At 62.3% G+C, this 24,050-nt stretch carries 19 protein-coding genes and 1 pseudogene; 11 read left to right on the top strand and 9 right to left on the bottom strand.

Going from position 1 to position 24,050, the window contains the following annotated elements:
• Positions 1-257 precede the first annotated feature (257 nt).
• Positions 258-1,178: a SphA family protein gene (locus tag ACTJKM_RS23900; protein WP_245296082.1), complete on the top strand. Its 921-nt coding sequence runs from the start codon at positions 258-260 to the stop codon at positions 1,176-1,178.
• A 313-nt stretch (positions 1,179-1,491) separates the two neighbouring features.
• Here ACTJKM_RS23900 and ACTJKM_RS23895 read toward each other — a convergent pair whose 3' ends face one another.
• A complete protein-coding gene (locus ACTJKM_RS23895) occupies positions 1,492-2,172 on the bottom strand; it encodes a glutathione S-transferase family protein (RefSeq protein WP_057253852.1) in 681 nt (226 codons plus the stop codon).
• 288 nt (positions 2,173-2,460) lie between these two features.
• Here ACTJKM_RS23895 and ACTJKM_RS23890 point away from each other — a divergent pair, with 288 nt between their 5' ends.
• Positions 2,461-4,419, top strand: a complete 1,959-nt coding sequence (locus tag ACTJKM_RS23890; RefSeq protein ID WP_058327118.1) for an elongation factor G — start codon at positions 2,461-2,463, stop codon at positions 4,417-4,419.
• Positions 4,420-4,573: 154 nt separating this feature from the next.
• Here ACTJKM_RS23890 and ACTJKM_RS23885 read toward each other — a convergent pair whose 3' ends face one another.
• The 3 genes from ACTJKM_RS23885 to ACTJKM_RS23875 form a co-directional block, all read right to left on the bottom strand.
• Positions 4,574-5,569: a HupE/UreJ family protein gene (locus ACTJKM_RS23885; RefSeq protein WP_058327117.1), complete on the bottom strand. Its 996-nt coding sequence runs from the start codon at positions 5,567-5,569 to the stop codon at positions 4,574-4,576.
• Positions 5,566-6,363, bottom strand: coding sequence for a peptidyl-prolyl cis-trans isomerase (locus ACTJKM_RS23880; protein ID WP_245296081.1), 798 nt, complete (start codon positions 6,361-6,363; stop codon positions 5,566-5,568). Before ACTJKM_RS23880 ends, ACTJKM_RS23885 begins: the two co-directional genes overlap by 4 nt.
• Before the next feature lie 136 nt (positions 6,364-6,499).
• Complete coding sequence (locus tag ACTJKM_RS23875) at positions 6,500-8,440, bottom strand: DUF3604 domain-containing protein (RefSeq protein ID WP_440661131.1); 1,941 nt, start codon at positions 8,438-8,440, stop codon at positions 6,500-6,502.
• Positions 8,441-8,679: 239 nt separating this feature from the next.
• Here ACTJKM_RS23875 and ACTJKM_RS23870 point away from each other — a divergent pair.
• The 4 genes and pseudogenes from ACTJKM_RS23870 to ACTJKM_RS23855 all read left to right on the top strand — a co-directional run.
• Positions 8,680-8,919: pseudogene (locus ACTJKM_RS23870) on the top strand (efflux transporter periplasmic adaptor subunit); the annotation flags it as partial.
• Positions 8,920-9,047: 128 nt separating this feature from the next.
• Positions 9,048-9,920, top strand: coding sequence for a helix-turn-helix transcriptional regulator (locus ACTJKM_RS23865; RefSeq protein WP_058327113.1), 873 nt, complete (start codon positions 9,048-9,050; stop codon positions 9,918-9,920).
• Between the two features lie 87 nt (positions 9,921-10,007).
• Positions 10,008-10,880 (top strand): NmrA family NAD(P)-binding protein, encoded by an 873-nt coding sequence (locus tag ACTJKM_RS23860; protein WP_058327112.1) that lies wholly within the window; start codon positions 10,008-10,010, stop codon positions 10,878-10,880.
• 73 nt (positions 10,881-10,953) lie between these two features.
• A complete protein-coding gene (locus ACTJKM_RS23855; RefSeq protein WP_057253867.1) occupies positions 10,954-11,886 on the top strand; it encodes a LysR family transcriptional regulator in 933 nt (310 codons plus the stop codon).
• Between the two features lie 26 nt (positions 11,887-11,912).
• Here the strand turns inward: ACTJKM_RS23855 and ACTJKM_RS23850 are convergent, their stop codons facing one another.
• Positions 11,913-12,923 carry an aldo/keto reductase gene (locus tag ACTJKM_RS23850; protein ID WP_058324842.1) on the bottom strand — a complete coding sequence of 337 codons (1,011 nt, stop codon included), beginning with the start codon at positions 12,921-12,923 and terminating at the stop codon, positions 11,913-11,915.
• A gap of 623 nt (positions 12,924-13,546) precedes the next feature.
• The gene (locus tag ACTJKM_RS23845; protein ID WP_057253870.1) at positions 13,547-13,942 is read right to left on the bottom strand and encodes a hypothetical protein; all 396 of its coding nucleotides are present in this window, start codon (positions 13,940-13,942) and stop codon (positions 13,547-13,549) included.
• Positions 13,943-14,265: 323 nt separating this feature from the next.
• Here ACTJKM_RS23845 and ACTJKM_RS23840 point away from each other — a divergent pair, with 323 nt between their 5' ends.
• Together ACTJKM_RS23840 and ACTJKM_RS23835 are read left to right on the top strand one after the other, a co-directional pair.
• Positions 14,266-16,701 (top strand): arylsulfatase, encoded by a 2,436-nt coding sequence (locus ACTJKM_RS23840; RefSeq protein ID WP_440661128.1) that lies wholly within the window; start codon positions 14,266-14,268, stop codon positions 16,699-16,701.
• 257 nt (positions 16,702-16,958) lie between these two features.
• Positions 16,959-17,288, top strand: coding sequence for a hypothetical protein (locus ACTJKM_RS23835; protein ID WP_058327111.1), 330 nt, complete (start codon positions 16,959-16,961; stop codon positions 17,286-17,288).
• 233 nt (positions 17,289-17,521) lie between these two features.
• Here ACTJKM_RS23835 and ACTJKM_RS23830 read toward each other — a convergent pair whose 3' ends face one another.
• Together ACTJKM_RS23830 and ACTJKM_RS23825 are read right to left on the bottom strand one after the other, a co-directional pair.
• Positions 17,522-19,144, bottom strand: a complete 1,623-nt coding sequence (locus tag ACTJKM_RS23830; RefSeq protein ID WP_058327110.1) for an adenylate/guanylate cyclase domain-containing protein — start codon at positions 19,142-19,144, stop codon at positions 17,522-17,524.
• Positions 19,141-19,269: a hypothetical protein gene (locus ACTJKM_RS23825; protein ID WP_280938102.1), complete on the bottom strand. Its 129-nt coding sequence runs from the start codon at positions 19,267-19,269 to the stop codon at positions 19,141-19,143. Before ACTJKM_RS23825 ends, ACTJKM_RS23830 begins: the two co-directional genes overlap by 4 nt.
• 234 nt (positions 19,270-19,503) lie before the next feature.
• On the opposite strand from ACTJKM_RS23825, the gene ACTJKM_RS23820 reads away from it, so the two are divergent.
• The 3 genes from ACTJKM_RS23820 to ACTJKM_RS23810 all read left to right on the top strand — a co-directional run bounded on the left by ACTJKM_RS23820 (position 19,504) and on the right by ACTJKM_RS23810 (position 22,629).
• Positions 19,504-20,142: a glutathione S-transferase family protein gene (locus ACTJKM_RS23820; protein ID WP_440661127.1), complete on the top strand. Its 639-nt coding sequence runs from the start codon at positions 19,504-19,506 to the stop codon at positions 20,140-20,142.
• 260 nt (positions 20,143-20,402) lie between these two features.
• Positions 20,403-21,875, top strand: a complete 1,473-nt coding sequence (locus ACTJKM_RS23815; protein ID WP_058327154.1) for a nucleobase:cation symporter-2 family protein — start codon at positions 20,403-20,405, stop codon at positions 21,873-21,875.
• A gap of 148 nt (positions 21,876-22,023) precedes the next feature.
• On the top strand, positions 22,024-22,629 hold the full coding sequence (locus tag ACTJKM_RS23810) for a deaminase (RefSeq protein ID WP_058327108.1): 606 nt from the start codon (positions 22,024-22,026) through the stop codon (positions 22,627-22,629).
• 185 nt (positions 22,630-22,814) lie between these two features.
• Here ACTJKM_RS23810 and ACTJKM_RS23805 read toward each other — a convergent pair whose 3' ends face one another.
• The gene (locus ACTJKM_RS23805; RefSeq protein ID WP_058327107.1) at positions 22,815-24,014 is read right to left on the bottom strand and encodes a hypothetical protein; all 1,200 of its coding nucleotides are present in this window, start codon (positions 24,012-24,014) and stop codon (positions 22,815-22,817) included.
• Positions 24,015-24,050: the final 36 nt, after the last annotated feature.

Raw genomic sequence — 24,050 nt, 5'->3', positions numbered from 1 at the left:
ACGAAAACGCAAGCCTCCGTTGTGGAACAAACCGAAGGCGACAGGCGGTAAGGTAGCGGCCTGTGCCGGGCGGGCAAGATGTGTATGCCTGCACCGTCCTGCAATCGGATGTTGCGGTTCTTGAGGCTCCTGTTTCTTAGGGCTGGCTTGAAGATGGCGGAATGCTATCGTCTCTGCCGAGAGATGAGGGGGGTCACTCGATGAGCGTTGCCAAGAGTTTGCTGTCCGCATAGGCAATCGCTGCCGGCCTGTGTTGCGTGGTCGCGCCTTCGACGGCGAACGCGGCTGAAAACGGTGCCGGCTTCTATCTGCTCGGTGCCCGTGGCCCGATGGCCGGCCTTCTCGCACCGCCCGGAACCTACTTTCAGAACGACACCTATTTCTATGTCGGTGAGCTCAAGGGCAACAAGCAGCTTCCGCTCGGCGGCCAGATCGTCGGCGAAGTCGACGCGACCCTGATCGGCGTCTTCGGCACCGGCCTCTGGGTCATGCCCGAGGAGGTGCTCGGCGGCAATCTCGGCTTTACCGCGATCGTGCCTTTCGGCGGCCCCGACATCGATGCAACGCTGTCAGCGCCGAGGGCCGGCCGTTCGGCCTCCGCAAGCGACTCGATCTTCACCATCGGCGACCCGGTGGTTGGCGCCGTGCTCGGCTGGCACGAAGGCGATTTCCACTGGACGGCGAACGCCAGCCTCAACGTGCCGATCGGCGACTACCAGAAAGGCGAGCTCGCCAATCTCTCCTTCAATCGCTGGGCAGGCGACTTCACCCTTGCCGGCACCTGGTTCAACCCGGAAGCCGGTTTCGACCTTTCGGGTGCGGCGGGCTTCACCTTCAACGGCGAGAACCCGGCGACGGACTATCGCACGGGTACGGAATTCCACGCGGAATGGGCGGTTACCAGGCACTTCGGCCAGGAATTCTCCGCCGGCGTGGCGGGCTACTTCTACCAGCAGGTGACGGGCGACAGCGGTCCCGGTGCAAGCCTCGGCGACTTCAAGGGCCGTATCGCCGCAATCGGCGGCACCATGGGCTACAATTTCAAGATGGCCGAGACGCCGGTCTCTCTGACGCTGAAGATTTTCCAGGAATTCGGCGCCAAGAACCGGCCGGAGGGTACCGCCGGCTTCGTCACCATCGCCTTCCCAATCGGCACGCCGCCGGCGCAGGTGAAGTAGCATCGACTATAGAGGGAAGCCCCTCATCCGCCTGCCGGCACCTTCTCCCCGCGGGCGGGGAGAAGGGACATGTGGCAACCGCTCGTCTCAACAGCAAGCATCTTCGATTTTTCTCTGACGGCGGCTCCGCTCGACAACGCTGCGAAGGGGCACGTTCCCTCGCCCCGCGTGCGGGGAGAGGGCTAGGGTGAGGGGCAGACTTCGCCTGGAATTGGCGGCGGACGGAGTGGTGGACGGTGTCACAAAGCGTCTTGCCATCCCGATTCACGAAGGCGCTCGATCTCCCTGTATTCACTTCGTTTCCGGGCGTGGCTCACATCTCGAAAAACCGCTCGGGCATCAGGTTCCGGTAGGGAAACATATGGAAATAAGGCCGCGCTTCGGTGAGCACGCGGCGCACGGAGGCGCGCTCAAGCAGGCGCTCGAAATAGGCTGCGAGATGCGGGTATTTCTCATCGAAGGGCTCGACGATGCCGCCATAGAAGAGCGCAGGCGTGGCCGCGCAATCGGCAAGGCTGAAGGCATCGCCGGCGGCGAAGGTGTTCTCAGTGAAATGCTTGTCGGCCATGCCATAGGCAACGGCAAGGGAAGCGCGGGCGTCGGTGACGCCGCGATGGTCGTTTTCGCCTGATGCGCGCAGCGTATCGGTGACGATCTTCTGCATCGGCACATGGATGTAGAGATCGAAGAAGCGATCCCAGAGGCGCGCCTTGAGGGCCGTATCCTGATCGTCGGGGATCAGCCGCTGGCGGCCGGGATAGTGGCGGTCGAGATATTCGATGATGATGGAGGTTTCGGGCATCACGACATTACGGGCGCTGTCGGTCAGAACCGGCATCTTGCCGACCGGCCAGAGTGCTGCAAAGCGGGCCGCTTCCTCAGGATCGAGCAGATCGACAAGGCTGCTCTTGAAGGGGGTATCGTTCTCGTAAAGCGCGATCAGCACCTTATGGCAGAAGGACGCAAGCGGATGCTGGTAAAGCGTGAGGGACATGCGGACGGTCTCCGGCTCGGACGGTTCCAATGAATGGATGGCGCTTCGATAGAACTAGCGCCGCGCTTTCGATTGTCGATCTCGACAATGATATAATTTCACAACCGGTTTAAATTAACAATCAGATTATGGGCATCCGGCGACGCCGATTGTCGACGCAGCGGGCATGAGAACTGTGCCGAATTTGCGCATAGCCATTGAAAGCGCAAAAGCTGCCCTAGAATTAATAGAGTAAGGGCGTCGCAACGCTCGGCGCCTTCTGGCAATCGCGACAGGGGAGGATCGCCGATGCGCTGCTTCACGGTACTTGGGCCCTCACAGACCGGAAAAACCACGCTGGTAGAAAAGCTGGCCGGTTTGGAGGGGGCCTCCAGAAAAGCTGTTTCGCCCTATGGACTGAACCTCACGGAATTCGAGTTTGGCGGCGAGCCCTGGTGCGCGCTCGATGCACCCGGCGGAACCGAGGCGCTTGGCCACGCGCAGCATGCGCTGATTGCCAGCGATGCCTGCGTGCTCTGCGTCTCGCCGGCGCCGGAGGAGGCGGTGCTGGCTGCGCCCTATCTCAAGGTGATCGAGGCCTCGGGCACTCCCTGCATTCTCTTCATCAACCGCATGGACGAGCCGCGGGCGCGGCTGCGCGACGTGATCGCCGCCCTCCAGGACTATTCCGGCCACATGCTGCTCTTGCGCCAGGTGCCGATCCGCGAAGGCGACAAGATCGTCGGCACCTGCGACCTGATCTCCGAGCGCGCCTGGCGCTACCGCGAAGGCCAGACCTCGGCGCTGATCGAGATCCCCGATACGGTGATGGAGCGCGAGAAGGAGGCGCGCACCGAACTGCTGGAACATTTCTCCGAGTTCGACGACTGGCTGCTCGAGGAGCTGATCGAAGATCGGGCACCGGCAAGCGACACGATCTACGCGATCTCCACGCGGCTGCTTAAGGAAAACCGGATCATCCCGGTGCTGGTCGGCTCGGCGAGCCATGCCAATGGCATCATGCGGCTGATGAAGGCGCTGCGCCATGAGGCGCCCGCTGTCGATGCGCTTCGAAACCGGCTGGCTGCGGCCGGCTCGATTGCCGAAACCACCCTTTCGGCTGTCAGCTTCCATGCCTACCACCGCGCCAATGTCGGCAAGACCGTGCTGGTGCGGGCGCTGACATCGGGGATCAAGCAGGGCGCAACGCTCGGCGGCGGCAGCCTCGGCTCGCTGCAGGACCCGGCGACCGGAAAACCGCTGCCAAACGCCACGCCGGAGGCGGGCGCGATCATCGCGGCGGTCAAATCCGAGCATCTGCCGGTGCCGGCGCTGCTTGCCGGCAATAGCACGGCCGAGGCGCCGGACTGGACGGTGCCGCCGACGCCGATGCTGGAGCGCATCCTGGTGCCGGACAGCGAGCGCGACGAGACCAAGCTTTCCGGCACGCTCGCCAAACTCGCCGAGACCGACCGCGGGCTTGCGGTCATGCAGGAGGAGGGAACCGGCGCCCAGCTCGTCTGCGTGCAAGGGCCGATGCACCTGCGCGATCTCTGCAAGACGCTCGCCGACGTCTTCCACGTCGGCGTCACCGACAAGCCACCGAGCCCGACCTATCGCGAGACGGTGCTGAAACCCTCCGACGTGCATTATCGCCACCGCAAGCAGACGGGTGGCGCCGGGCAATTTGCCGACGTCAAGCTCAGCGTGCACCCGAACGAGCGCGGCACCGGCTTCTCCTTTGCCGAGACGGTGAAGGGCGGGGCGGTGCCGCGCAACTTCATCCCGGCGATCGAGGCCGGGGCGCGGGAGGCGATGGAGAAAGGCCCGCTCGGCTTTCAGGTGATCGATGTCGGCGTGACCTTGACCGACGGCCAGCACCATTCGGTCGACAGCAACGACTTCGCCTTTCGGGCGGCGGCCAAGATGGGCGTGCGCCAGGCGCTGTCGCAGGCCTCCGCCGTGCTGATGCAGCCGGTCATCCGCATCGAGATCCACATCCCCTCGATCTATTCCGGCAGCCTGGTGCCGATTGTCTCCACCTACAAGGGCCAGGTGCTCGGCTTCGACCGCGACGAGACCGCCAAGGGCTGGGACATCTTTCGCGCACTGGTGCCCGGATCGGCGCTCGACGATCTCGCCCGGGCACTGCGGGCGGCCACGCAGGGGATCGGCTACTTTTCCAAGAGCTTCGACCATTTCGAGGAGCTCTACGGCAAGGAGGCCGATGCGGTGATCCACGCGCATGGGGCGCAGCAGGCGGGGTGAGGCGAGCGGCCCTTCGGGCAGATGTCGGTGTTCATGGGGTGGTGCGGACGGCTCAACTCGATTGCCGGGCTCTACGGCGCCGCGCGTCTTATCAGACGCGCAAAGGTCGCTGTAGAACTTTGCTTGGCTGCATGTCGCGCAAGAGCGCCGCGCTTCAGGCTGCCAGGCTGGCGATCCTGGGAATGAACCAGAGCATCGCGCTGGTGCCGATGCCGTAGGCGATTGCCCGGCGCGCGAAGGCGGCGTGGTAACCAACCACCGCGCGCCCCGCCCAGGCAACCGCCAGAGCCGCGGCAACGAAGATGATCTGTCCCGCCTCGACGCCGAGGTTGAAGGTCAAGAGGCTCAGCGGCACATCCGACTGCGGTAATCCGATCTCCTTCAGCGCGCCGGAGAAGCCGAAACCGTGCAGCAGGCCGAAGGCGAAGGCGACGACCCAGGGATAGGTTTCCGACAGGCGCGCTTCGTTCGGTCTGGCCTTGAGCAGTTCGCTTGCGACGAAGGCAATGCTGAGGGCGATCGTTGCTTCGACCGGCTTCTGGGGAAGACTGAAATAGCCGAGCGATGCTCCGGCGAGCGTGATGCTGTGGGCGACGGTGAAGGCCGTGATCGTCTTGAACAGCATCCAGCGGTCATGGATCAGCAACATGAGCGCGAGCACGAAGATCAGATGATCGAAACCCAGGAGTATGTGCTCGACGCCGAGCAGGAAATAGGTCCGCGCCACTTCAAGACTGGGCTGGGTGCCGGCCGCAGTGAAGGTGGGCGCCTCGGGCATGAGGCGCCCAACCTCGGTGCCGCCATTCTCGTATTCGATGCGCACCAGTGCTTCGGTCAGCGTGGCCTTGAGCCCGTCGATGACGATCGTGCCATTCCGCAATCCCCCCGCGCAGTCGACGGTCCACCGCTCCAGATAGGCGCTGCCTTCGAACGACGGCATCGGCGTGGCCCTTTCGATGCACTGTTTTGGCAGATGCGCGTCGAGTGCCAGCCGCATCCTGCCCTGCGCCGGCACCTTCCAGAGAACGGCGAAGGTGTCGTGCGCCGTTTCGCGTATGTCGAGATAGGCCGGCCGAACCTCATGGGCGATAGCGGAAGCGCCGAGCAGCAGAAGGATCGGCAAGGCGAGAAGGGCACAAGGCGGTCTCATCTGCCGTCCCCCGCGGCAGTGGCGGCTTCGACGCTCACCTGGTAGCGAGCGAGCAATTCACCGAAGCGTTGCTGCTCAAGTTGGGCACGCTTGGCGTTTTCCCACTCCCTTGCCACGTCGTCGCGGACGTCCTTGAGTTGCGGCACCCGGCCCGGCGCATGCTCGGACACCCGGACCAGATGGAGGCCGAAGCTGCTGGCGATCGGCCCCGTCCACTGACCGAGCGGAGCCTTTTCGAGCCCGTCCGCAAGGTCGCCGCCGAAGGTCTGGTCGATCGCCGCCTTGCTTGTGAGCAGAACTGCCGCGGGAAGCAGGGAGACATCGCCAAGCGAAGCAGGGTCGGCCATGTCGTTGCTGCGGAGCTCCGCGAGCAAGGCGGCGGCGTCCTCAGCAATCGTGTCGCCGTGCCGGGCGGGATTGAGAAACACCTGCTCGAATGCCAGCTTCGCATCGGTGGCGAAGGTTGCCGGATTGGCCTCGAGATAGGCTTCCAGTTCCGGATCGGTGACCGTCACGGGGACGGCGTCGGCGGCGTTCAGGAACTCCATTTTCTGGCGCAGGCGGCGGCGCACGACCGTGTCGTCCCGGTCGAGCCCGAGTTCGAGCGCCTGGCGCACCAGAATTTCCTCCTTCACATAGTCGTCGATCATGCCTTTCAGCTCGTCCGCCGTCGGCGAGCGCTGCCAGGTCTTGGTGAAGACCGTTGCCATCTGCTCGATTTTCGACGCACTGACGACGATTTTTTCCGACGCATCGGCGCCGCCGCGCAGAAGGCCGTGCGCGGCGAAAATCAAAAGCGCAAGTGCCAGGAAATGGACCAGCGGCTCTCGTAAGATGCGTTTCAGCATGGCCGTGCTCGCTCGCTTGACGGAGGGCGGCGGGCGCAGGGTCTTCGTGCGTCCGCCCGCATGCGGTCATCCATCTCCCGGATTATGGCGTGTACCAGATCGGAGAGGTGTAGGCGCGCTCGGTCACGGTCATGCGCGTGCCTTCCAGCGGCTTCGTCCCGAAACGCTTGGCGTCATAGGCGGTCCACCGGGGCGTCGGGATCTCAATGACGCGGCCGTAGTAGAATGCCTTCTGCTTCGGGTCGAACTCCGGGTCCTTCCAGACCGCGATCAGCTCGGGCGCGCCGATGGTGTTGGTCCATGTGGCGTTCTCGATGTCGACCGTATCGCCGACAGACGGCACTTTGCTGTCCGGGCCCGGCTTGCGGTCTCCGCCCCAGGCGACATCGTAGACCTGTTCGTGCGTCTCGCCCTTGTCGTCAAGCCAGCCCTTGACGACCTGGTAACGATCGAGATTGGCGCCGATCGGGTCCCTGAGCGCGGCAACGAGAAATGTCGGTGCCTTGCCCTCAGGCGCCGCCGTCAGATCGCCACCCATGGGCACGCCCTTGGCATAGCCGATGGCGCCGGGATTGCGGCCTTCGGCATCGGCCGGTTCGAAGTCCCAGCCGCCGAAGAAGCGCACGAGCATGCGCGGTCCTGTTGTCGCATAGGTCTCCTTGCGCTGCATGGCGTCCCAGATTGACTCGCGGGTGTTTTCCACCGCCCAGACGGCTGCGTAGCCAGACGCCCCGACCTCCCAGTCCATCACCGTTATGTTGGTCTTAGGGTTCTTGACGAAGGTTGCAGTCAGTCGTTCCGGGCTCGGTTCCTGGGGGGTCGTCTTGCCGAAGAAGTTCTCTTCCTCCATGGCCGACAGACCGGTATGCGAGTCCGAGCTGCCCACCAACCCGAACTTGTAGGGATTGGTGCCGAGTTGAGCCTCGAGCTTAAGGCCGTTCTTGAACGCCGAGCGCGCATATTCGAATTCGAGCATGTCCGGCGTCTTGCGCTCGCTGGCATCGAGGTTGCCGAAGTCCCAGATCTCGAAGTTTGCGAACTCGTCATTGGGCGCGAGCGCCGGGTGCGCCTCGCCGGTGCCCTTGGTCTGGGTTGTCTCATAGAGCCGTTCCCAGCGGGCGCGTTGCTCGACATAGTCCTTGTCCACCGGCTTGCCGGTGAAGGATTCGATCATCGGGAACATGCGCCCGTTGGACAGGTTGCCGTTGTGGGCGATCGCCAGCACACTGCCACCGGTCTTGTCCTCGTAGGCCTGCATCCACTTCCACAGGTCGCGCGGATTGTCGCTGCCGAGCGGCTTCAGCGTCGTGTAGGGCAAGACCTCGTTCGCCTTGTCGGCATTGTCGCGGAAGATGACGTTGCGGTGCAGGTTGTTGCCCGCTGTGTTCGATGTCCATTCGTAGCCGATGAAGGCGGTGAAGCGGCCGGGCTCGTTATATTCCTCGGCCGCCTTGATCGTGTCCTGCCAGGCGTTCTTGTAGGGGCGGGTGTCGGGCCCGTAGATCATCGACTGCGGCAAGGTGCCCTCGCTGAACCCGACGATGATTTCCATCGCCGCCTTGCCGCCCTGACCCGACTTGATCATGTCGTACCAGGTCTTGGCCTGCGGATCGGAGATAACCTCCGGCTTGCCAGCGAAGAGGTCCGGAAACATGCCCATGTTGTCGGAGTGGTCGGAGACCACCAGGAAGTCGAGCGGGCGCGACAGCTTGGCGGGCTGGCCGCTCGACGCCATGACCTCTTCGCCGCGGGCGAAGCGATAGGCGTCGCGCGGCGTCAGCCGCGCCCCGAACGCGCCGGCGTCGAATGAGGCTCCGGTGTGAAGATGCGTGTCGCCGAACAGGGGGCGGGTCGGAAAATTGCGGCCCGCATAGGGTGAATAGAGCGGCTTGGCGGCAAAAGCCTTTTCGGCCTTGGCCGTGTCCAGCGTGCCGGTGTCGTTATGTTCCTGTGCGGCTGCCGGGAGCGCCGGGCCAAGGCTCAGAATGCTTGCAAGGATCAGTCTAGCAGACTTGTTTCTCATCGCTTTCCCCTCCGTGCGGCACGGCCGCTTCGCGAAAGACTGAGCTACTGCGCAGAAACAATCGCACGGCGCAGTCGGGATTTCCTTGACTTTGATCAAGACCGCCAAGGCGATGAGGGTAGCCTGTCCCAAATCCGGTCAGAGAGCAGGACAAGCGGGCAAAAGCTCGTCCGCCGCCATCCGACGCCAGCTAACGGTCAGTCGGCAAACTCGGCGTTGCGACTTTCCCGTTCCTCTGACTGCAGGCGATCGCCTCCGGGCAGGCGCGCGTCTCCGGCACGGCGGTGGCGCCGGAGGCGGTATCGGCCGCACCCTTCATCGTGCGGATCAAGCTGGATAACGAGGCCATTGCCGCAAAGCTGCCCGCAGGCGCGGCAGGGGATGCCGCTGTATTCACCGACCGGGTAAAGGCGGCGCATGTGATCCGCCGCGTGCTACTGCGCCAGATCGCGATCACCAACTATATCAACCCGTTCTGATGGAGCAGCGGAAGCCTGATCTGGCAGCGGAAGCAAAGGTGGCGATCAACTGCGCGCCCGCCGTTGTTAAGCCGCCTGTTGCGACGTAGCATGGCCACCCCATGCCGAGGTCCAGGTCGCAGCAGGTCATGACACTTTCTTCCATTCAACCATCGCCACAGATCCTGCTCACCAGTGCCGGGCGGGCATGGAACGTGCTTTCGGCCGACTTCATCCATATTCCGCGCGGCCGGGTGCATGTGCCGGGCAGTGACACCCATAGGCTCGGCATGCATTTCGGCCCGCCGGTTAACGCCGATTGCCAATGCGGTGGCCGGCGCATGCGGCGGGTGCAGAAGCCGGGCGATATCGACATCATCCCGGCCGGGGTCGAGGGTTCCTGGGAGGATGATGCCGACTGCCGGATCCTGCGGCTCAGTTTCTCGCGATCGCTGCTCGACCGGGTCGCGGCCGACCTCGGGCGGCATGGCGACAGGGTGGAGTTGCTGCCGCAATTGCAGCTGCGCGACACCAGGCTCGAAGCGATCGGTTGGGCGATCAAGGCGGATCTGGAGGCCGACACGCCATCCGATCCACTTTATATCGACCTGCTTGCCAATGCGCTTGCGGTGCGGCTGATCGAGACGGCGACCGGCGGGCCGCAACGGCCGGAAGGGCGGAGCGAACCGAAACTCTCGGCGCGGCAATTGCGGGTTCTGACCGAGTTCATCGAGACCCATCTGGACAAGCGGCTTCATCTTGTCGACCTCGCCGCGGTCGCGGGTTTGAGCGCCACGCGGTTGAAGACCCTGTTTCGCAACAGCACCGGCCTGCCGGTGCACCAATATGTGATCCGCCGCCGCGTCGAGCATGCCCGTGCGCTGATGACCACGACGATGATGCCGGCGAGCGAGATTGCGGTCGCCGCCGGCTTCGCCCATCAAAGCCATATGGCTTCGACGATGCGCCGGCTTCTGGGCGAGACGCCTGGCGAGATCATGCGGCGCGCGGCGGAAATCTGACCGAAGCTGCAAAATCCTGACCGAATCTGTGCGACGGCGCCCTGCGTGGTCCCTAGTCCTTGCCCGTCTTCAGCAAGGAAAGAGATCATGTTTGTTATTCTCGGGGCCGCCGGAAAGGTGGGGTTCTCAACGGCAACGGCACTGCGCGAGGCGGGCCTGCCGGTCAGGGCGGTGCTGCGCGACGCGGCCAAGGCGGACAAATTGCGGGCGATCGGTTGTGATATCGCGCTCGCCGATCTGCGGGACCCGGCAGCACTCCGCCAGGCGTTTGCGGGTGCGCAAGCCGTGCAGATCATCCTGCCGCCGCCGTTGCGCGCCGAGGACGCGAAGGGAGACATGCGCCAGATGACGGCGAACATGGCCGAGGCGATTGCGCGTGCAGGGCCGGAACGCGTGCTGGCGATCTCCGACTACGGCGCCCATGTCGACGGGGATATCGGCATGCCCACCGTGTTCCGTCGCTTCGAGGAACGCCTTCGCGCGCTCGCCATGCCCAAGGTTTTCCTGCGCTCGGCGGAGCATATGGAGGGCTGGGCCCGCAGCATCCCCACCGCGATCGCGACGGGCAGCCTGCCGAGCCTGCACCACCCGGTCGAGCGGACATTTGCCGCCGTTTCGACCGGCGATGTGGGCCGATCGGCAGCCGACCTCCTGCGCCGCCCGAGCATGGAAAAGGTCGAGCGTATCGTTCACGCCGAAGGACCGCGCCGCTATAGTGCCGCGGATGTTGCCGGCGCCCTCAGCCAGTTGCTGGGCCGCACGATCACCGCTCAGGCCGTGCCGCGCGAGCATTGGCAGGCGGCGCTTGAGCGGGCTGTGAGCGCGAGCACCGCCGGGCTCCTGGTCGATCTCTACGACGCGCACAACAAAGGCGGGCTGATCGACATCGAGCCGCAGGGCGAGGTTTGCTACGGCACCACCGAACTGGTCGAGGCTCTCCGGCCGTTCGTACCGGCATGACGGGACAGGGCGACAGGTCGAGGTTTCCGCGATAGCCTGACGGCGGGTTTTCGAATTCGAACCGGGTGGCGTCATGGATAACCGCGCAGGCGAGATGATGGTCTTTGTCCAGGTGGTCGAGGCCGGCAGTTTTTCCGAGGCGGCGCGGCAGCTCATGATGACGCCGTCGACCGTATCCAAGCTCATTCAACGGCTGGAAGCTCGGCTCGGCATCCGCCTGGTCGAGCGTTCGACGCGGCGGCTGCTTTTGACGGATGAAGGCGCGTTCTATTACGAGCGGAGCCAGAGGCTGCTTGCCGATCTCGACGAGACCGAGCAGCAGATCGCCCAAGGAGGTGCAGCACCCGAGGGGCTGATCCGGGTGAGTTCGTCCGTCAGCTTCGGCACGGCGGCGCTGGAGCCGATCCTGCCCGCTTTCTTTGAAGCCTATCCGAAGATCGTCATCGACCTCTCGCTGTCCGACGAGGTGGTCGACCTCTATCTCGAACGGACCGATGTCGCGATCCGGGTCGGGCGCCTGCCGGATTCCAATCTGGTGGCGCGCAAGATCGGCACGACAAAAAGGCGCATCGTCGCTTCACCCGCCTATCTCGCCAGGTGGGGCGTGCCGAAAACGCCGGAGGATCTGCTGAGGCATAATTGCCTGGGGTTCAATTTTCGCCGGGCAAACCCCGTCTGGCCGATGCGCGAGGGCGGGCGGATCGTCGAGCGGATGCTGAGCGGCTCGCTTCTGACCAATAACGGCGAAACCATCCGCCGCATGGCGATGGCAGGCGTCGGGATCGGGCGGATCGCCGACTATCACGTCCGCGGCCCGATCGCCCGCGGAGAGCTCGTCGAGGTGCTTGCCGACAGCGCCATTGCCGAGGCTGATGAAATTCATGCGCTCTATCGCGGTGCCCAGCATCTGCCGGCGCGCGTGCGCGCGTTCCTCGATTTTGCCGTGCCGCGCCTGCAGCGCTTTCTGGCGGAGGATCCGGTAGCGGCTGCCCCGCCCGCAAGATAGCGGGCGGGCACAGTTCACGCTCTCGCTCAGGCTATCGGCAGGGGAGCGGCGGGATTGACCAGGCCGGCTGCCCTGAGTTCGCGCCAGAAATCGGCGGGAATGACCTCGTTCAGCGCCGCGCGGTCTTCCGCAATGCGGCTCGGCTGGCTGGCGCCGGGGATGACGGCGGCGACCGCCGGGTTGGCGAGCGCGAATTGCAGACCCGCGGCCTTCATGCTGATGCCGTGGCGGTCGGCGATCGCCTTGATGCGCGCGACCTTTGCAAGGATTGCGGGCGTGGCCGGGGCATATTCGAAGTTCGGTCCGCCAACCAGGGCACCCGAGCTATAGGGGCCGCCGACGATGATGCCGAGGCCGCGTTCGGCGACAACAGGCATGACGCGCTGCAGGGCGCGGTCGTGATCGAGCAGGGTATAGCGGCCGGCAAGCAGGAAGCCGTCGGGGCGGGGGCCTTCGAGCGCGAGCAGCAGTTCGATCGGCTCGACACGGTTGACGCCGAGGCCCCAGGCCTTGATCACGCCCTCGTCGCGCAGCCGGTCAAGCGCCTTGAACGCGCCCTTGCGGGCGGTCTCGAACACATCCAGCCATTCGTCGCCGTAGAAGTCCTGGGCGACGTCGTGGACGAAGGCGATCTCGATCCGGTCGGTCTTCAGGCGCTTCAGGCTGTCTTCGATCGAGCGCAGCGTCGCGTCATAGGAATAGTCGTTGACGATCTTGTTGGGCCGGCCATAGCGGAAGACGTCGCCCTTTTCCCCGAGATCGCGGGCGCTGACATCCTCGATCTCGTCGAGGATGACCCGGCCGACCTTGGTGCTGATGACGTATTCGTCACGCGGACGGCCGGCCAGCGATTCGCCCATGCGGATTTCGGCGAGGCCGGCGCCATAGAAGGGGGCGTTGTCGAAATAGCGGATGCCGTCGTCCCAGGCGGCCTCCACGGTGCCGAGCGCCTCTTGTTCCGGGATATCGCGGAACATGTTGCCGAGCGGTGCGGCGCCGAAGCCGAGCGTGCCGGGAAGAATGTCCTTGAGTGCCATTTCACTGTCCTTTGCTGATCAATGGGGCAGGCCCTGCCTGCGTCGGGGATGCTTCAGCGATGATCGCTGCGGCGCATTGCCGTTGGACAGAGAAATAGGTCAACCCGTGGAGGGCCGGTAGCGGGGCGGGCTTCGCAACATATGGGAACCGAATTCACAGATGCCGAGACGGTCGATCTCCAGGGGGTGGCGGCATGGCGCTCGCAATCTTGCGCCGCAGGGTCGATGCCGAATGGGACCGCCCGGCCAACGCTCCAGGCGCAGGGTGGGGGCGATCCGTTTGGCCGCGCAGGGTGCGCTCTCTTGTCAGCCTGATGCAGCGCGCCATCTCCATGAGACGAACGGCTGTAAGCCGGCCGGGCAAAGCTCCGGCGGGAAATAGGGCAAAAAAACTGCTTGGGAGGTTCACAGGGGGAGAGGCCGAAACCTCGTGAGGGAGCACAGACCTTCACGCTGTCACGGTGCTTGAAAAGCGCCAGTATCGTCCGTCCATGAACGCCTGACGAGGTTCACCGTCCGGGCCGGCCCCCCGTTCTCAGCCGGGGGCGGGGCCTGAGATAGCGGGCCGCCGGGGTGGGGGCGAAGATCGCCCCAACCGTCGACGGAAAGCCCCGCAATGCATTTTACCAGTTGTTGTAGCCACGAACCGGGCAGTTGGGCTGAAGGCCGAAGACGATCGTGCGACGGTGCGACCCTCTAATTTCGATCCACTGATTGGTGGTTCGACCGACTCTGGCGCCCTGCAAGCCCTCGGCCCGCGCTATCGCCAAAGCGCGTTGCGGGGTACAAATGCGGCGCTGGGCGCGGCGATCGCGATACTGGCGGTCGCGATAGTAGCGGTCGCGATAATAGTCGTCGCCGTAGTCCTCGTCGTCGTAATAGCGTCGGCCATCGTCATATCTTGGCCCACCGCCATCGAGATAGAGCTCTACGCCTTGGGCCAGTGCTGTGCCCGGCGTCAGTGCTGCGCCCGGTATCAGCGACGCGAGCAGCAGGCTGATTGAAATGATCTTCTTCATGTATGTTACCTCCTAAACGTCGGTCCCATTTAGCGCTCGTAATTATGAACGCAGCCAGAACGGAATTGTTCAGGCAACGAAAGACGCGACGCCCGCGTCGATCGCTGGGATGCTTGCATCGCTATACGTGAGTCCCGCTAAAACGAGCATGTTTTTGCGTGATTCATGTTTGCCTGTGGCGGCATCAGCCGCCTTGGGACATTGAACCTAACGCGCGCGAGTTTTACGACCGGTCTTTTACCTTTCCCACACGCAGTGATATGCGTATATTAGACCGTTCTAATTCGGAGAGAATTCAACGATCTGCAGTAGAGGTGTTCGCCATGACCATTGGCCAGAGCATGCTTGCGGGTGCAGCCTTCTTCGCGCTTGGTTTTACGTCCGCATGGGCACAGCAGGTTTCAGGGACGCTCGGCGCACCCGGAGCGACCACGACAATTACGGGTAAGCAGCTTCCGTCGCCAAGTCCGGCTTTTGGCGGCGTGATCAAGGAAAAAGCCTCGGAATCGACGCCCTGGTGGACGCCGCGTGTCGTGCCTCCGAAAGGCGCTCCCAATGTGCTGCTCATCATGACGGACGACCAAGGCTTCGGCGCGCCGAGCACCTTCGGCGGGGTCATTCCGACACCGGCGATGGACCGCATCGCCAAAGAGGGGTTGCGCTTCACGAACTTCCACTCGACATCGCTTTGCTCGCCGTCCCGTGCGGCGCTGATCACCGGGCGCAATCACCATTCCGTCGGTTTCGGCGTGGTCGGCGAAATCGCTACCGGGTATCCCGGTTACGATTCAATCATTCCCATCGAGAAAGGAACGATCGGCACGATCCTCAAGGAAAATGGCTACGCCACCTCATGGTTCGGCAAGAACCACAACACGCCGTCCTATCAATCGAGCCAGGCGGGGCCCTTCAACCAGTGGCCGACGGGCATGGGTTTCGATTATTTCTACGGCTTCGTCGGCGGCGATGCCAGCCAGTGGCAACCGAACCTGTTCCGCAACACGACTGCCATCTATCCGTTTGAAGGCAATCCCAAATGGAACCTGGAAACGGCCATGGCCGACGACGCGATCCAGCACATCAAGCAACTGAGCGAGATCGCCCCCGGCAAGCCCTGGCTCGTATATTACGTGCCTGGCGCCACCCATGCGCCGCACCACCCGACGCCCGAATGGATCAAGAAGATCAGCGACATGCACCTCTTCGACGAGGGCTGGAACAAGGTTCGCGAGACGATCTTCGCCAATCAGAAGCGGCTCGGCATCATGCCTGAGAACGCGAAGCTCACGCCTTGGCCCGACAGTTTACCGCAATGGGATTCGCTCAGTTTCGAGCAGAAGAAACTGTTCATCAGGCAGGCCGATGTGTACGGCGCCTACCTTGCCTATGCTGACAACGAGATCGGGCGGGTCATCCAGGCGGTGGAAGACCTCGGAGAGCTCGACAACACCCTGATCATCTACATCGGCGGCGACAACGGAGCGAGCGCCGAGGGCATGCTCAACGGCACACCGAATGAGTTCACCACATTCAACGGTGTCGAAGTTCCGGTTAAGGACCAGTTTCTCTGGTATCCGTTCTGGGGTTCGGAGCGGACATTCCCGCATTTCGCAGCCGGCTGGGCCTGGGCAATGGGGACACCGTTCAAGTGGGTAAAGCAGGTGCCGTCGCATTTCGGCGGGACGGCGCAGGGCATGGCCATGTCCTGGCCCGGCCATATCAACGACGCGGGCGGGATCCGCGCGCAGTTCCACCACTTCATCGACATCGTGCCGACGATCCTGGAGGCGGCAGGCATCCCGCAACCGGAGACGATCAACGGCATCAAGCAGGAGCCGATCGAAGGCGTCAGCTTGGCCTACACATGGGATAAGGCGAATGCCACTGCCCCGACGCAACACCAGACGCAGTACTTCGAGATGCTGGGAAACCGCGCGATCTACCACGAGGGATGGGTCGCCGCGACGACGCCCGCAACACTGCCGTGGGAACTCAGCACCAAGACGCCACCCGACGTGATCACCGGCTACAATTGGGAACTCTACAACGTCGACGAAGACCCGACGCAGTTCACCGATCTTGCCGCCAAAATGCCTGACAAGCTCAAGGAGTTGCAGGACCTCTTCTACGCCGAAGCGAAGAAGTACAACGTGCTGCCGCTCGACAATTCGACGCTCGCACGCTGGAACGCCCCTCGACCCAACCTGACGGCCGGCCGGACGGAATTCACCTATCAGGGAGAATTGAGCGGTGTGCCGGGCAGTGCTGCGCCCAGCACCTTGAACAAGTCCTATACGATTACTGCCGACGTCGAGATACCGGACGGCGGTGCGCAAGGCATGATCGTCACCGAAGGCGGCCGCTTTGGCGGTTACGGCCTCTTCCTCAGCCAGGGAGACTTCGGTGTCGGCAGTGGGAAGGTCGTGTTCCTCTACAATCTCCTCGACCTCAAGCGCACCATGTGGGAGGGACCGGAACTCGAACCCGGCAAACACACGATCGTCTTCGACTTCAAGTCGGATGGAAAGGGACTTGGCGCCGGCGGCACGGGCGTTCTGTCGGTGGACGGCCAGGAAGTCGCCACGAACAGCATCGACCACGGCATCCCGGTTACCTTCCCCGAGGATGAGACCTTTGACGTCGGTCTCGACACACGCACCGGCGTTGCCTTGCTGGAATACCGCTACGACACGCCCTTCCGCTTCACGGGCAAGATCGACAAGCTGACTTTTGAACTGAAGCCAAACGCAACGCCCTAGAGCGCCGTGCGTTCAAGTGAACGCACAAAGGACGCTCTAGCACTTTGAATCTAGAGCATCTTTCCGCTTCCAGTGATTCCACTTGAGAGCGGGATGCTCTAGCGCCGGTGCATCGCAAGGCTTGGACATAAACGGCTACAGCGCCGCGCGTCTTATTAGACGCGCAAAGGTCGCTGTAGCACTTTGATTTTCTGCATGTCTTTGTCCTTAAATCGAGGTCGATTTAAGGAGACATGCAGTAGCAGAGGTGCGTTCCTATGATACGCGTGCTTGATCTCGCCGCCTTCGCGGAGATGGCAACAGGGCTCGCGCTGGTGGCGGTGCCTTCGTTCGTGGGGCAGGTATTGCTTGGCGAGGTGCTGACCGGGCCCGCTATCCCGACGGCCCGGGTGGCCGGTATTGCCCTGATCGCACTCGGCGTTGCCTGCTGGAGGAACTCAGGGCTCCTCGGCATGCTGATCTACAGTGCGGCAGTCACGCTCTATCTGGCCTATTTCGGACTGACTGGCTCCGCGGGCTTCCTTCTGTGGCCCGCGGTCGCAGTTCATGCGGTGCTGTCGGTCTTGCTCTGGCGCAGTCGCAACTAACCCAACGTCACCTAGAGTGCCGTGCGTTCAACTGGACGCGCAAAGGACGCCATAGCATTTTGATTCTAAAGCATCTTTCGCCTCCAGTGCTTCCACGTGAGGGGCGGGATGCTCTAGGCCGTGAACCCATAAATCAACCGGGCGGAAGACTTGCCGGCGTCCGCTATGCACCGAAAGCGACCAACGTTTGCAGCGCAGCTAAAAGAAGCAGTGGGCCACAAGCAGAAGTTAACTCAACTTGCTCGTAAGGGGCGCACATACTGCTCCGGCAGCCCCGCCTTCCGCAGGGCATCAATCAAGTGTTGCTGAGCTTCAGGGCGTGCGTAGTGCAGTACCTGGATCACATTCCGAAGCGATAAATCCGGTTTCACCAGCTTCACCTTGGCGATCACCTCACTTGCACCAGTTAAGTCGCCTAATTGCGCGCGCGCGGCGGCTAGGTACAAGAGGCCACTGGAGCGTTGTACAGGGACACTCTCGAGCGCTTCGACTGCGTCAGCATATCGAGCGAGGTCAAAGAGCGTCAGGCCGCGAACCGCTGCAAACCAATCGGGCACGAAGGGACCCAAGCCTATGGCGGCATCGATTGTGGCCAACGCATCGGCCGGCCTGCCACTGGCGCGCTGCCAGTTCGCGTAGTCGCCCTTAATCTGTATATCGGCCGGATTGAGGGTCAGCGCCCTGTCAAAATGGAAGCGTGAACGGTCATGGTCGCCTGTCCAAAGGTAGTAGAGCGCTCTTGCCCAATGAGACGTGGCGTCGTTGGCATCTAGTTCCAGCGCTTGTTTCGAAGCGCTCTCAGCCTTGGCCATCTGATCGTCATCGAGCACAATGATATTGCTGATGGTAAGAGCTATCGCCAGCCAGGCATGCGCAAGTGCAAAATGCGGATCGACGGCAATTGCCCGCTCAAGTAGGGGTACGGCTTCGGCATCACGCTGATGGTCACATAGATTGCGGCCTTGCAACAGACAGTCATAAGCCGACCAGCTAGTAGTTGGTTTTGCACGGGCTTTTGCTGCTTCTGCAGCGTACATACGGCCCTCCAGCATTGTTACGATTGCGGCCACAACAAGGTCCTGGACAGCGAAGATATCCTGCGCATCGCGATCGTAGCGGTCGGCCCAGACGTGAGTGCCGGTTATGGCATCGACCAACTGGGCTGTGATGCGTATTCGGTCGCCCAATTTGCGTAGACTACCCTCAACTACATAGGCAACGCCCAGTTCCCGCGCTACTTCGATATGACTTTTTCCTTTGTTGGCAAAATGAAACGACGCGTGGCGAGCTACTACGGATAGGCCGTGAAAGCGGGCGAGTTCGGTAATGATATCCTCGGTGATCCCATCGGAAATGTACTGTTGCCCGGGATCACCACTCATGTTGGTAAATGGCAGTACTGCTATGGACGGTTTGATTCGTTCTACCGCTGTTGGTCGCACCGATGTTCCTGAGGGAGCTCCCAGACTATAGAGCCGGACCGGCTGGGCGATATTCTTGAGTTGCTGCTCACCCATGTCTTCAAACGAGAGATCAAGGCGACTTCCTACGTTGTCATGAACCATGCCGGTGACTGCAATGCCGCCCGCCGGGGCAAGTCCCTCGATCCGCGCAGCGACGTTCACGCCTTCACCGAAAACATCGCCATCCTCAGCAATCACATCCCCCAAGTTGACGCCAATGCGGAGTTGGATGGCTCGGTCCTCTGACAGCTCTGCGTTCCGTGCTGCCATATCCTTCTGCAATGCGACTGCGCAGGCCACGGCCTTCACGACGCTGGGGAATTCCGCGAGAAAGCCATCCCCCATAGACTTAAACAGCCGACCTTGGTGCTCGGCGATCCTGGTTTCGATCACTTCGGCGCGGAGTTCCGCACGACCGCCAAGGTGCCGTCCTCGTCCACGCCCATGAGGCGACTGTAACCGACTACATCGGCGGCAAGGATGGCAGCCAGACGGCGCTGAACGGACTTGTCCACCACTCGATAGTGTCCCTGTTGGTCACCTGGGCTCCCTTGCAGAGCCTGGTTGATGACAGGATAGCATACATAGCCGCGCCTGGCCGCAACCAGTTGTCCCAGAGCGAAGTCAGGCTGCTACGCGTCAGGTCTGCTAGGAGTCATTCGCGACGAGCGGCGATCGATTTTTCTTTCGTACCTGTCGGCGCGCGGCGCCTTCGTTCGTCTTCATGACGTGCACCAACGGAGAGCCACCGCATGAAGCTCTACTTCAGCCGCAATCCCAATCCTCGCCTGGCGGTTGCTGTCGCGCGGTATCTGCAAGCCGAGGTCGTGTTTGAATTTGCCGAACCCATGGCGCCGGGGCAGACCGAACGCTTCCGGTCGCTCAATCCGAACCTGCTGCTGCCGATCCTGGAGCGCACCGGCCGGTCGCTCTGGGAGGCGGATGCGATCGCCTGTTATCTTTCCCGCCATACCGGTTCCAATTTCTGGCGGACGGATGACGACGAGCCGGAGATGATCCGCTGGATCAGCTGGGGGAAAGAGAACTTCGTCAAAGCCTGCGACATGGTGCATTGGGAGCGCGGCACCAAGCTGCGCTACGGCATCGGCCCCTGCGAGGAAGCGATGGTGGAGGAGGGGCTGCGGGAGTTTCATAGGGCTGCCGGAATCATCGAGGCGGAGCTCTCCGAGCGCGCTTGGCTGGTCGGTGACGCGGTCTCGTTTGCCGATTTTCGCATGGCGACATTCCTGCCTTACAACGATGCCGCGCGGCTGCCGATCGGGGACTATCCGGCGCTCAAGCGCTGGGTGGAGCAGCTCGAAGAGATCGAGGCATGGCGCGATCCGTTCCGCGGGCTGGTCGCGCCGGAGCTGCCGCCGATACCGGGTTGAGCGGGCGTTTGCACATCGTCGAGCCCTGTTGCATGATGGCGCACAAAGGGCTCCAGCCGCCTCCCGCCAAGCGCCGCTGTCGGCAGCCGCGCCGGCGTCTGCGGAGCGGGGCAAGGATCAATTGGCCGCCGTACCCATTCCCGCCCAATATCCGAAAGGTGTTTCGCTTTTTTTGGGAAGGCGAGATTTGCCATCTTTCAGCTACCTTTTGGTTGTCCCGCGGGAGACGGGGCAATCACAATGGTATGGAGGAGATACCCTTGGCAAGTATTGCAGAGGAAAGTGTACTACCGGAGAATCCCGAAGACGAACGGCTGAGCATCGGCGCCAACCTCGCCTATGGTCTGCAGCACGTTTTGACCATGTATGGCGGCATCGTTGCTGTCCCCTTGATCCTTGGCCAGGCGGCGGGCTTGAATTCCGCCGATGTCGGCCTGCTCGTCACCGCATCGCTCTTTGCTGGCGGTCTCGCAACCATCCTGCAGACGATCGGCCTGCCTTTCTTCGGCAGCCGCCTGCCGCTGGTGCAGGGCGTTTCGTTCTCGGGCGTCGCGACGATGATCGCGATTTCAGGCAATGGCGGCATTCCGGCCATTCTCGGCGCCGTCATCGCGGCCTCGCTGATCGGTCTTCTGATCACGCCGATATTCTCGCGCGTCACGCGCTTCTTTCCGTCGCTCGTTACCGGCATCGTCATCACCACCATCGGCCTTACGCTGATGCCGGTGGCAGCGTTCTGGGCCATGGGCGGCAACAAGGCGGCGCCGGACTTCGGCAGCACGGCCAACATACAGCTTGCGGCGGTGACGCTCGTCATCGTCTTGCTGCTCAGCAAGCTCGGCAGTGCTTCGATTTCCAGGCTTTCGATCCTGCTTTCGATCGTGATCGGCACGGGCATCGCCTATGTGGCCGGCATGACCGACTTTTCGCAGGTGGCAAACGGCCCGGTCTTCGCGCTGCCTAAGATTTTCCACTTCGGTTATCCGACCTTCGAACTGGCGGCGATCATCTCCATGCTGATCGTCATCATGGTGACGCTGGTCGAAACCTCGGCGGACATTCTCGCCGTCGGCGAGATCGTCGAGACCAAGGTGGACTCGCGCCGGCTCGGCGACGGCCTGCGCGCCGACATGCTGTCGAGCATCCTGGCACCTGTCGTCGGCTCCTTCACCCAGAGCGCTTTTGCCCAGAATGTGGGTCTCGTGGCGGTCACCGGCGTCAAGAGCCGATATGTGGTGGCAACGGGCGGAATGTTCCTGGTGACGCTCGGCCTGTTGCCGATCATGGGGCGCGTCGTTGCTTCCGTCCCGACCTCCGTTCTCGGTGGCGCCGGCCTCGTGCTCTTCGGCACGGTCGCGGCTAGCGGCATCCGCACGCTGTCCAAGGTCGAGTACAACAACAACATGAACCTGGTGATCGTCGCCACCTCGATCGGCTTCGGCATGATCCCGATCGCGGCCCCCGGCTTCTACGAGCATTTCCCGACCTGGGTCGCGACGATCTTCCATTCGGGCATCTCGTCGGCCGCCGTGATGGCGATCCTGCTCAACCTCTTGTTCAACCACTTCACGGCAGGCAATTCCGACCAGCAGTCGGTCTTCGCCGCGGCAACGGAGCGCACGATCCGCTACCAGGACATCGCCCGCCTGCATGACGGCGACTACTTCCTCAACGGCAAGCTCTACGATGCCAAGGGCGCGGAAGTGCCGCTGATTGCGGCGGAGGCGCACTGAACCGGCCCGATCTTTGGAACACGCAATCCCGGGCAAAAGTCGCTTCAGACTTTTCCTGGGATTGCTTTGAAACCCGCCATTCCGGGCAGGAAGCCGTTTCCTGTTTTTCCTGGCGTTGCTCTCAAAACCCAACAAAAGGACACTGGGAATGACACAACAGACGGACAATTACGAACTCCTCGACGCGCTGCTTGGCACGATGGAGCGCGGCATCATTCCGGCAACGGAAGCCGGTGTTGCCGCCGGCAACAAGATCTTCGGCGCGGCACTCATGCGCAAGTCCGACCTTTCGACCGTGCTCGTCGAGACCAACAACGAAACGGAAAACCCGCTCTGGCACGGCGAAGTGCACACGCTGAAGCGCTTCTACGAGATCGAGGGCACTGAGCGCCCGGACTCCCGCGATCTCATCTTCCTCTCCACGCATGAGCCCTGCTCGATGTGTCTGTCGGCGATCACCTGGGCGGGCTTCGACAATTTCTACTACTTCTTCAGCCACGAGGATTCCCGGGACAGCTTCTCCATTCCGCACGACCTGAAAATCCTGAAGGAGGTCTTCACGCTGGAGCCCGGCGGCTACAACCGCACGAACGCGTTTTGGAAGGGCCAGTCGATCCACGCGCTGATCGACGGCCTGCCCGAGCCGCAGCGCAAGGATTTGAAGGCTCGCGCAGACGCGATCCGCGCGAAGTACGACGAACTCTCCTCCACCTACCAGGACAGCAAGGACGGCAACGCCATCCCGCTGAACTGAAAACTGGCCGGAGCTCTTCGTGGTGTTTGCGATTCAGCGAAGTGATTCAACTCACTGAAGCATCACAGTTTCCTCAAATGCCGCGCCAATGGTCGACAGGGCGCGGCATATCTCGTTTCGGACCGAGGGTGTTCGCGGCAAAGCTCGGGCATTGCCAAAGTCTAAGTGGAAGCGGTAGCCAATAGCTACTTGAGGCAGGCATCAGCCGCGACATTCGCGGCTGATGCGAGAAGATAAAGTCCTTCCTGTCCCGCGATGAGCAAACCTCTTTGATCGGGCATTACGCCCAGACCCGTTGTCAAGCGACTTGCAAGCCCCTTGCTCCGAGGCACGGTCTTCCAGGTACCTTCTATGTCCAGCACGTAAATACCGGCCAACGAAAACACGATCAGATTTTGCTGACGTGGATACGCATCGACGCCAGCGATCGGAAAGCTCGCGGCATCGAACGGCAGCGCAATTGGCGTTCTGGTTCCATCCTCTTCGTGCCAGAGCCCGGAGGATAGCCAGAAAAATGTGCGCCCCCATATTTTCGGACCGGAGATCATCTCCGGAATGGCCGCCGGGGGCGGACGTTGTCGAATGAGATGCGCATCCTTCACTTCAGAAAACCTGCCGGAGGCGTCGACGCTTGGAGGCGAGACCGTAAGCTCGTTCCAGTACGTCTTGATATATATTTGTCCTTCCTGGGTGAGGTGCGTCTTCACGACGAAGTCCCCGTCTTCCAAGGTGGCCAGCAGGGCCGTCTCGCCGCTATCGTCGCGCAGATAGACTTTTTTCGACGGGTTCAAGATCAGAGCATTCAGCTCAGGTAAGTCGAAGACGGTTCCCGGATCTCCCTTGGCCTGGAGGGGCAGGCTCTCCAGGTTGAACCGCTGGTCGAGCAGGTAGAGCCCACTCGGGTCGGACAGAGCAAACCCCTTGAAGCGCGGCACGTATGTGATGTCGTGCGGAGACCGGAGAGGGCTATCATTAGCTTCGTAGAGAAGCGTGAATGCGGTCTCTCCGCGGCGGGCTACGAACACCCCCTTGCTTGGGCTAGTTCCGATAACATTTCCACGTTCCGGATCAGACGCGAACCCATCCTGAATCAGGTTCTGCGGGAACTTGCCGCCGAAGAGCACAAACCGGTTGCTATCATCGATCGTCCACACACCTGCGCGATTGTGCGGGTAGATGATCGGCCTCGGGATGTCATCGAAGGCGACAAATTTGGCCACCATCCGCCAGGACGCCCCAAAATCCTCTTGCGTGGGCTGTCCGCCCTTGACCGGAACCAGACACAACTCTTCGAATTGCCGCTCGGCTGCCAAAGCGGACTGCAACAAGGGACATGAAAGGAACCACGTTGAAAGAACGGATGTTGCCAGGAGTATTCGGAGCATTTGTCACCTCTTCGGCGATGAATACATCCGGAAGCT

Origin of the sequence: Ensifer sp. 22460, from assembly GCF_052044935.1 — a bacterium.
GTDB lineage: Bacteria > Pseudomonadota > Alphaproteobacteria > Rhizobiales > Rhizobiaceae > Ensifer.
The sequence above is the reverse complement of the archived record's forward strand: the minus strand, read 5'-3'. Positions and strand labels throughout refer to the sequence as shown.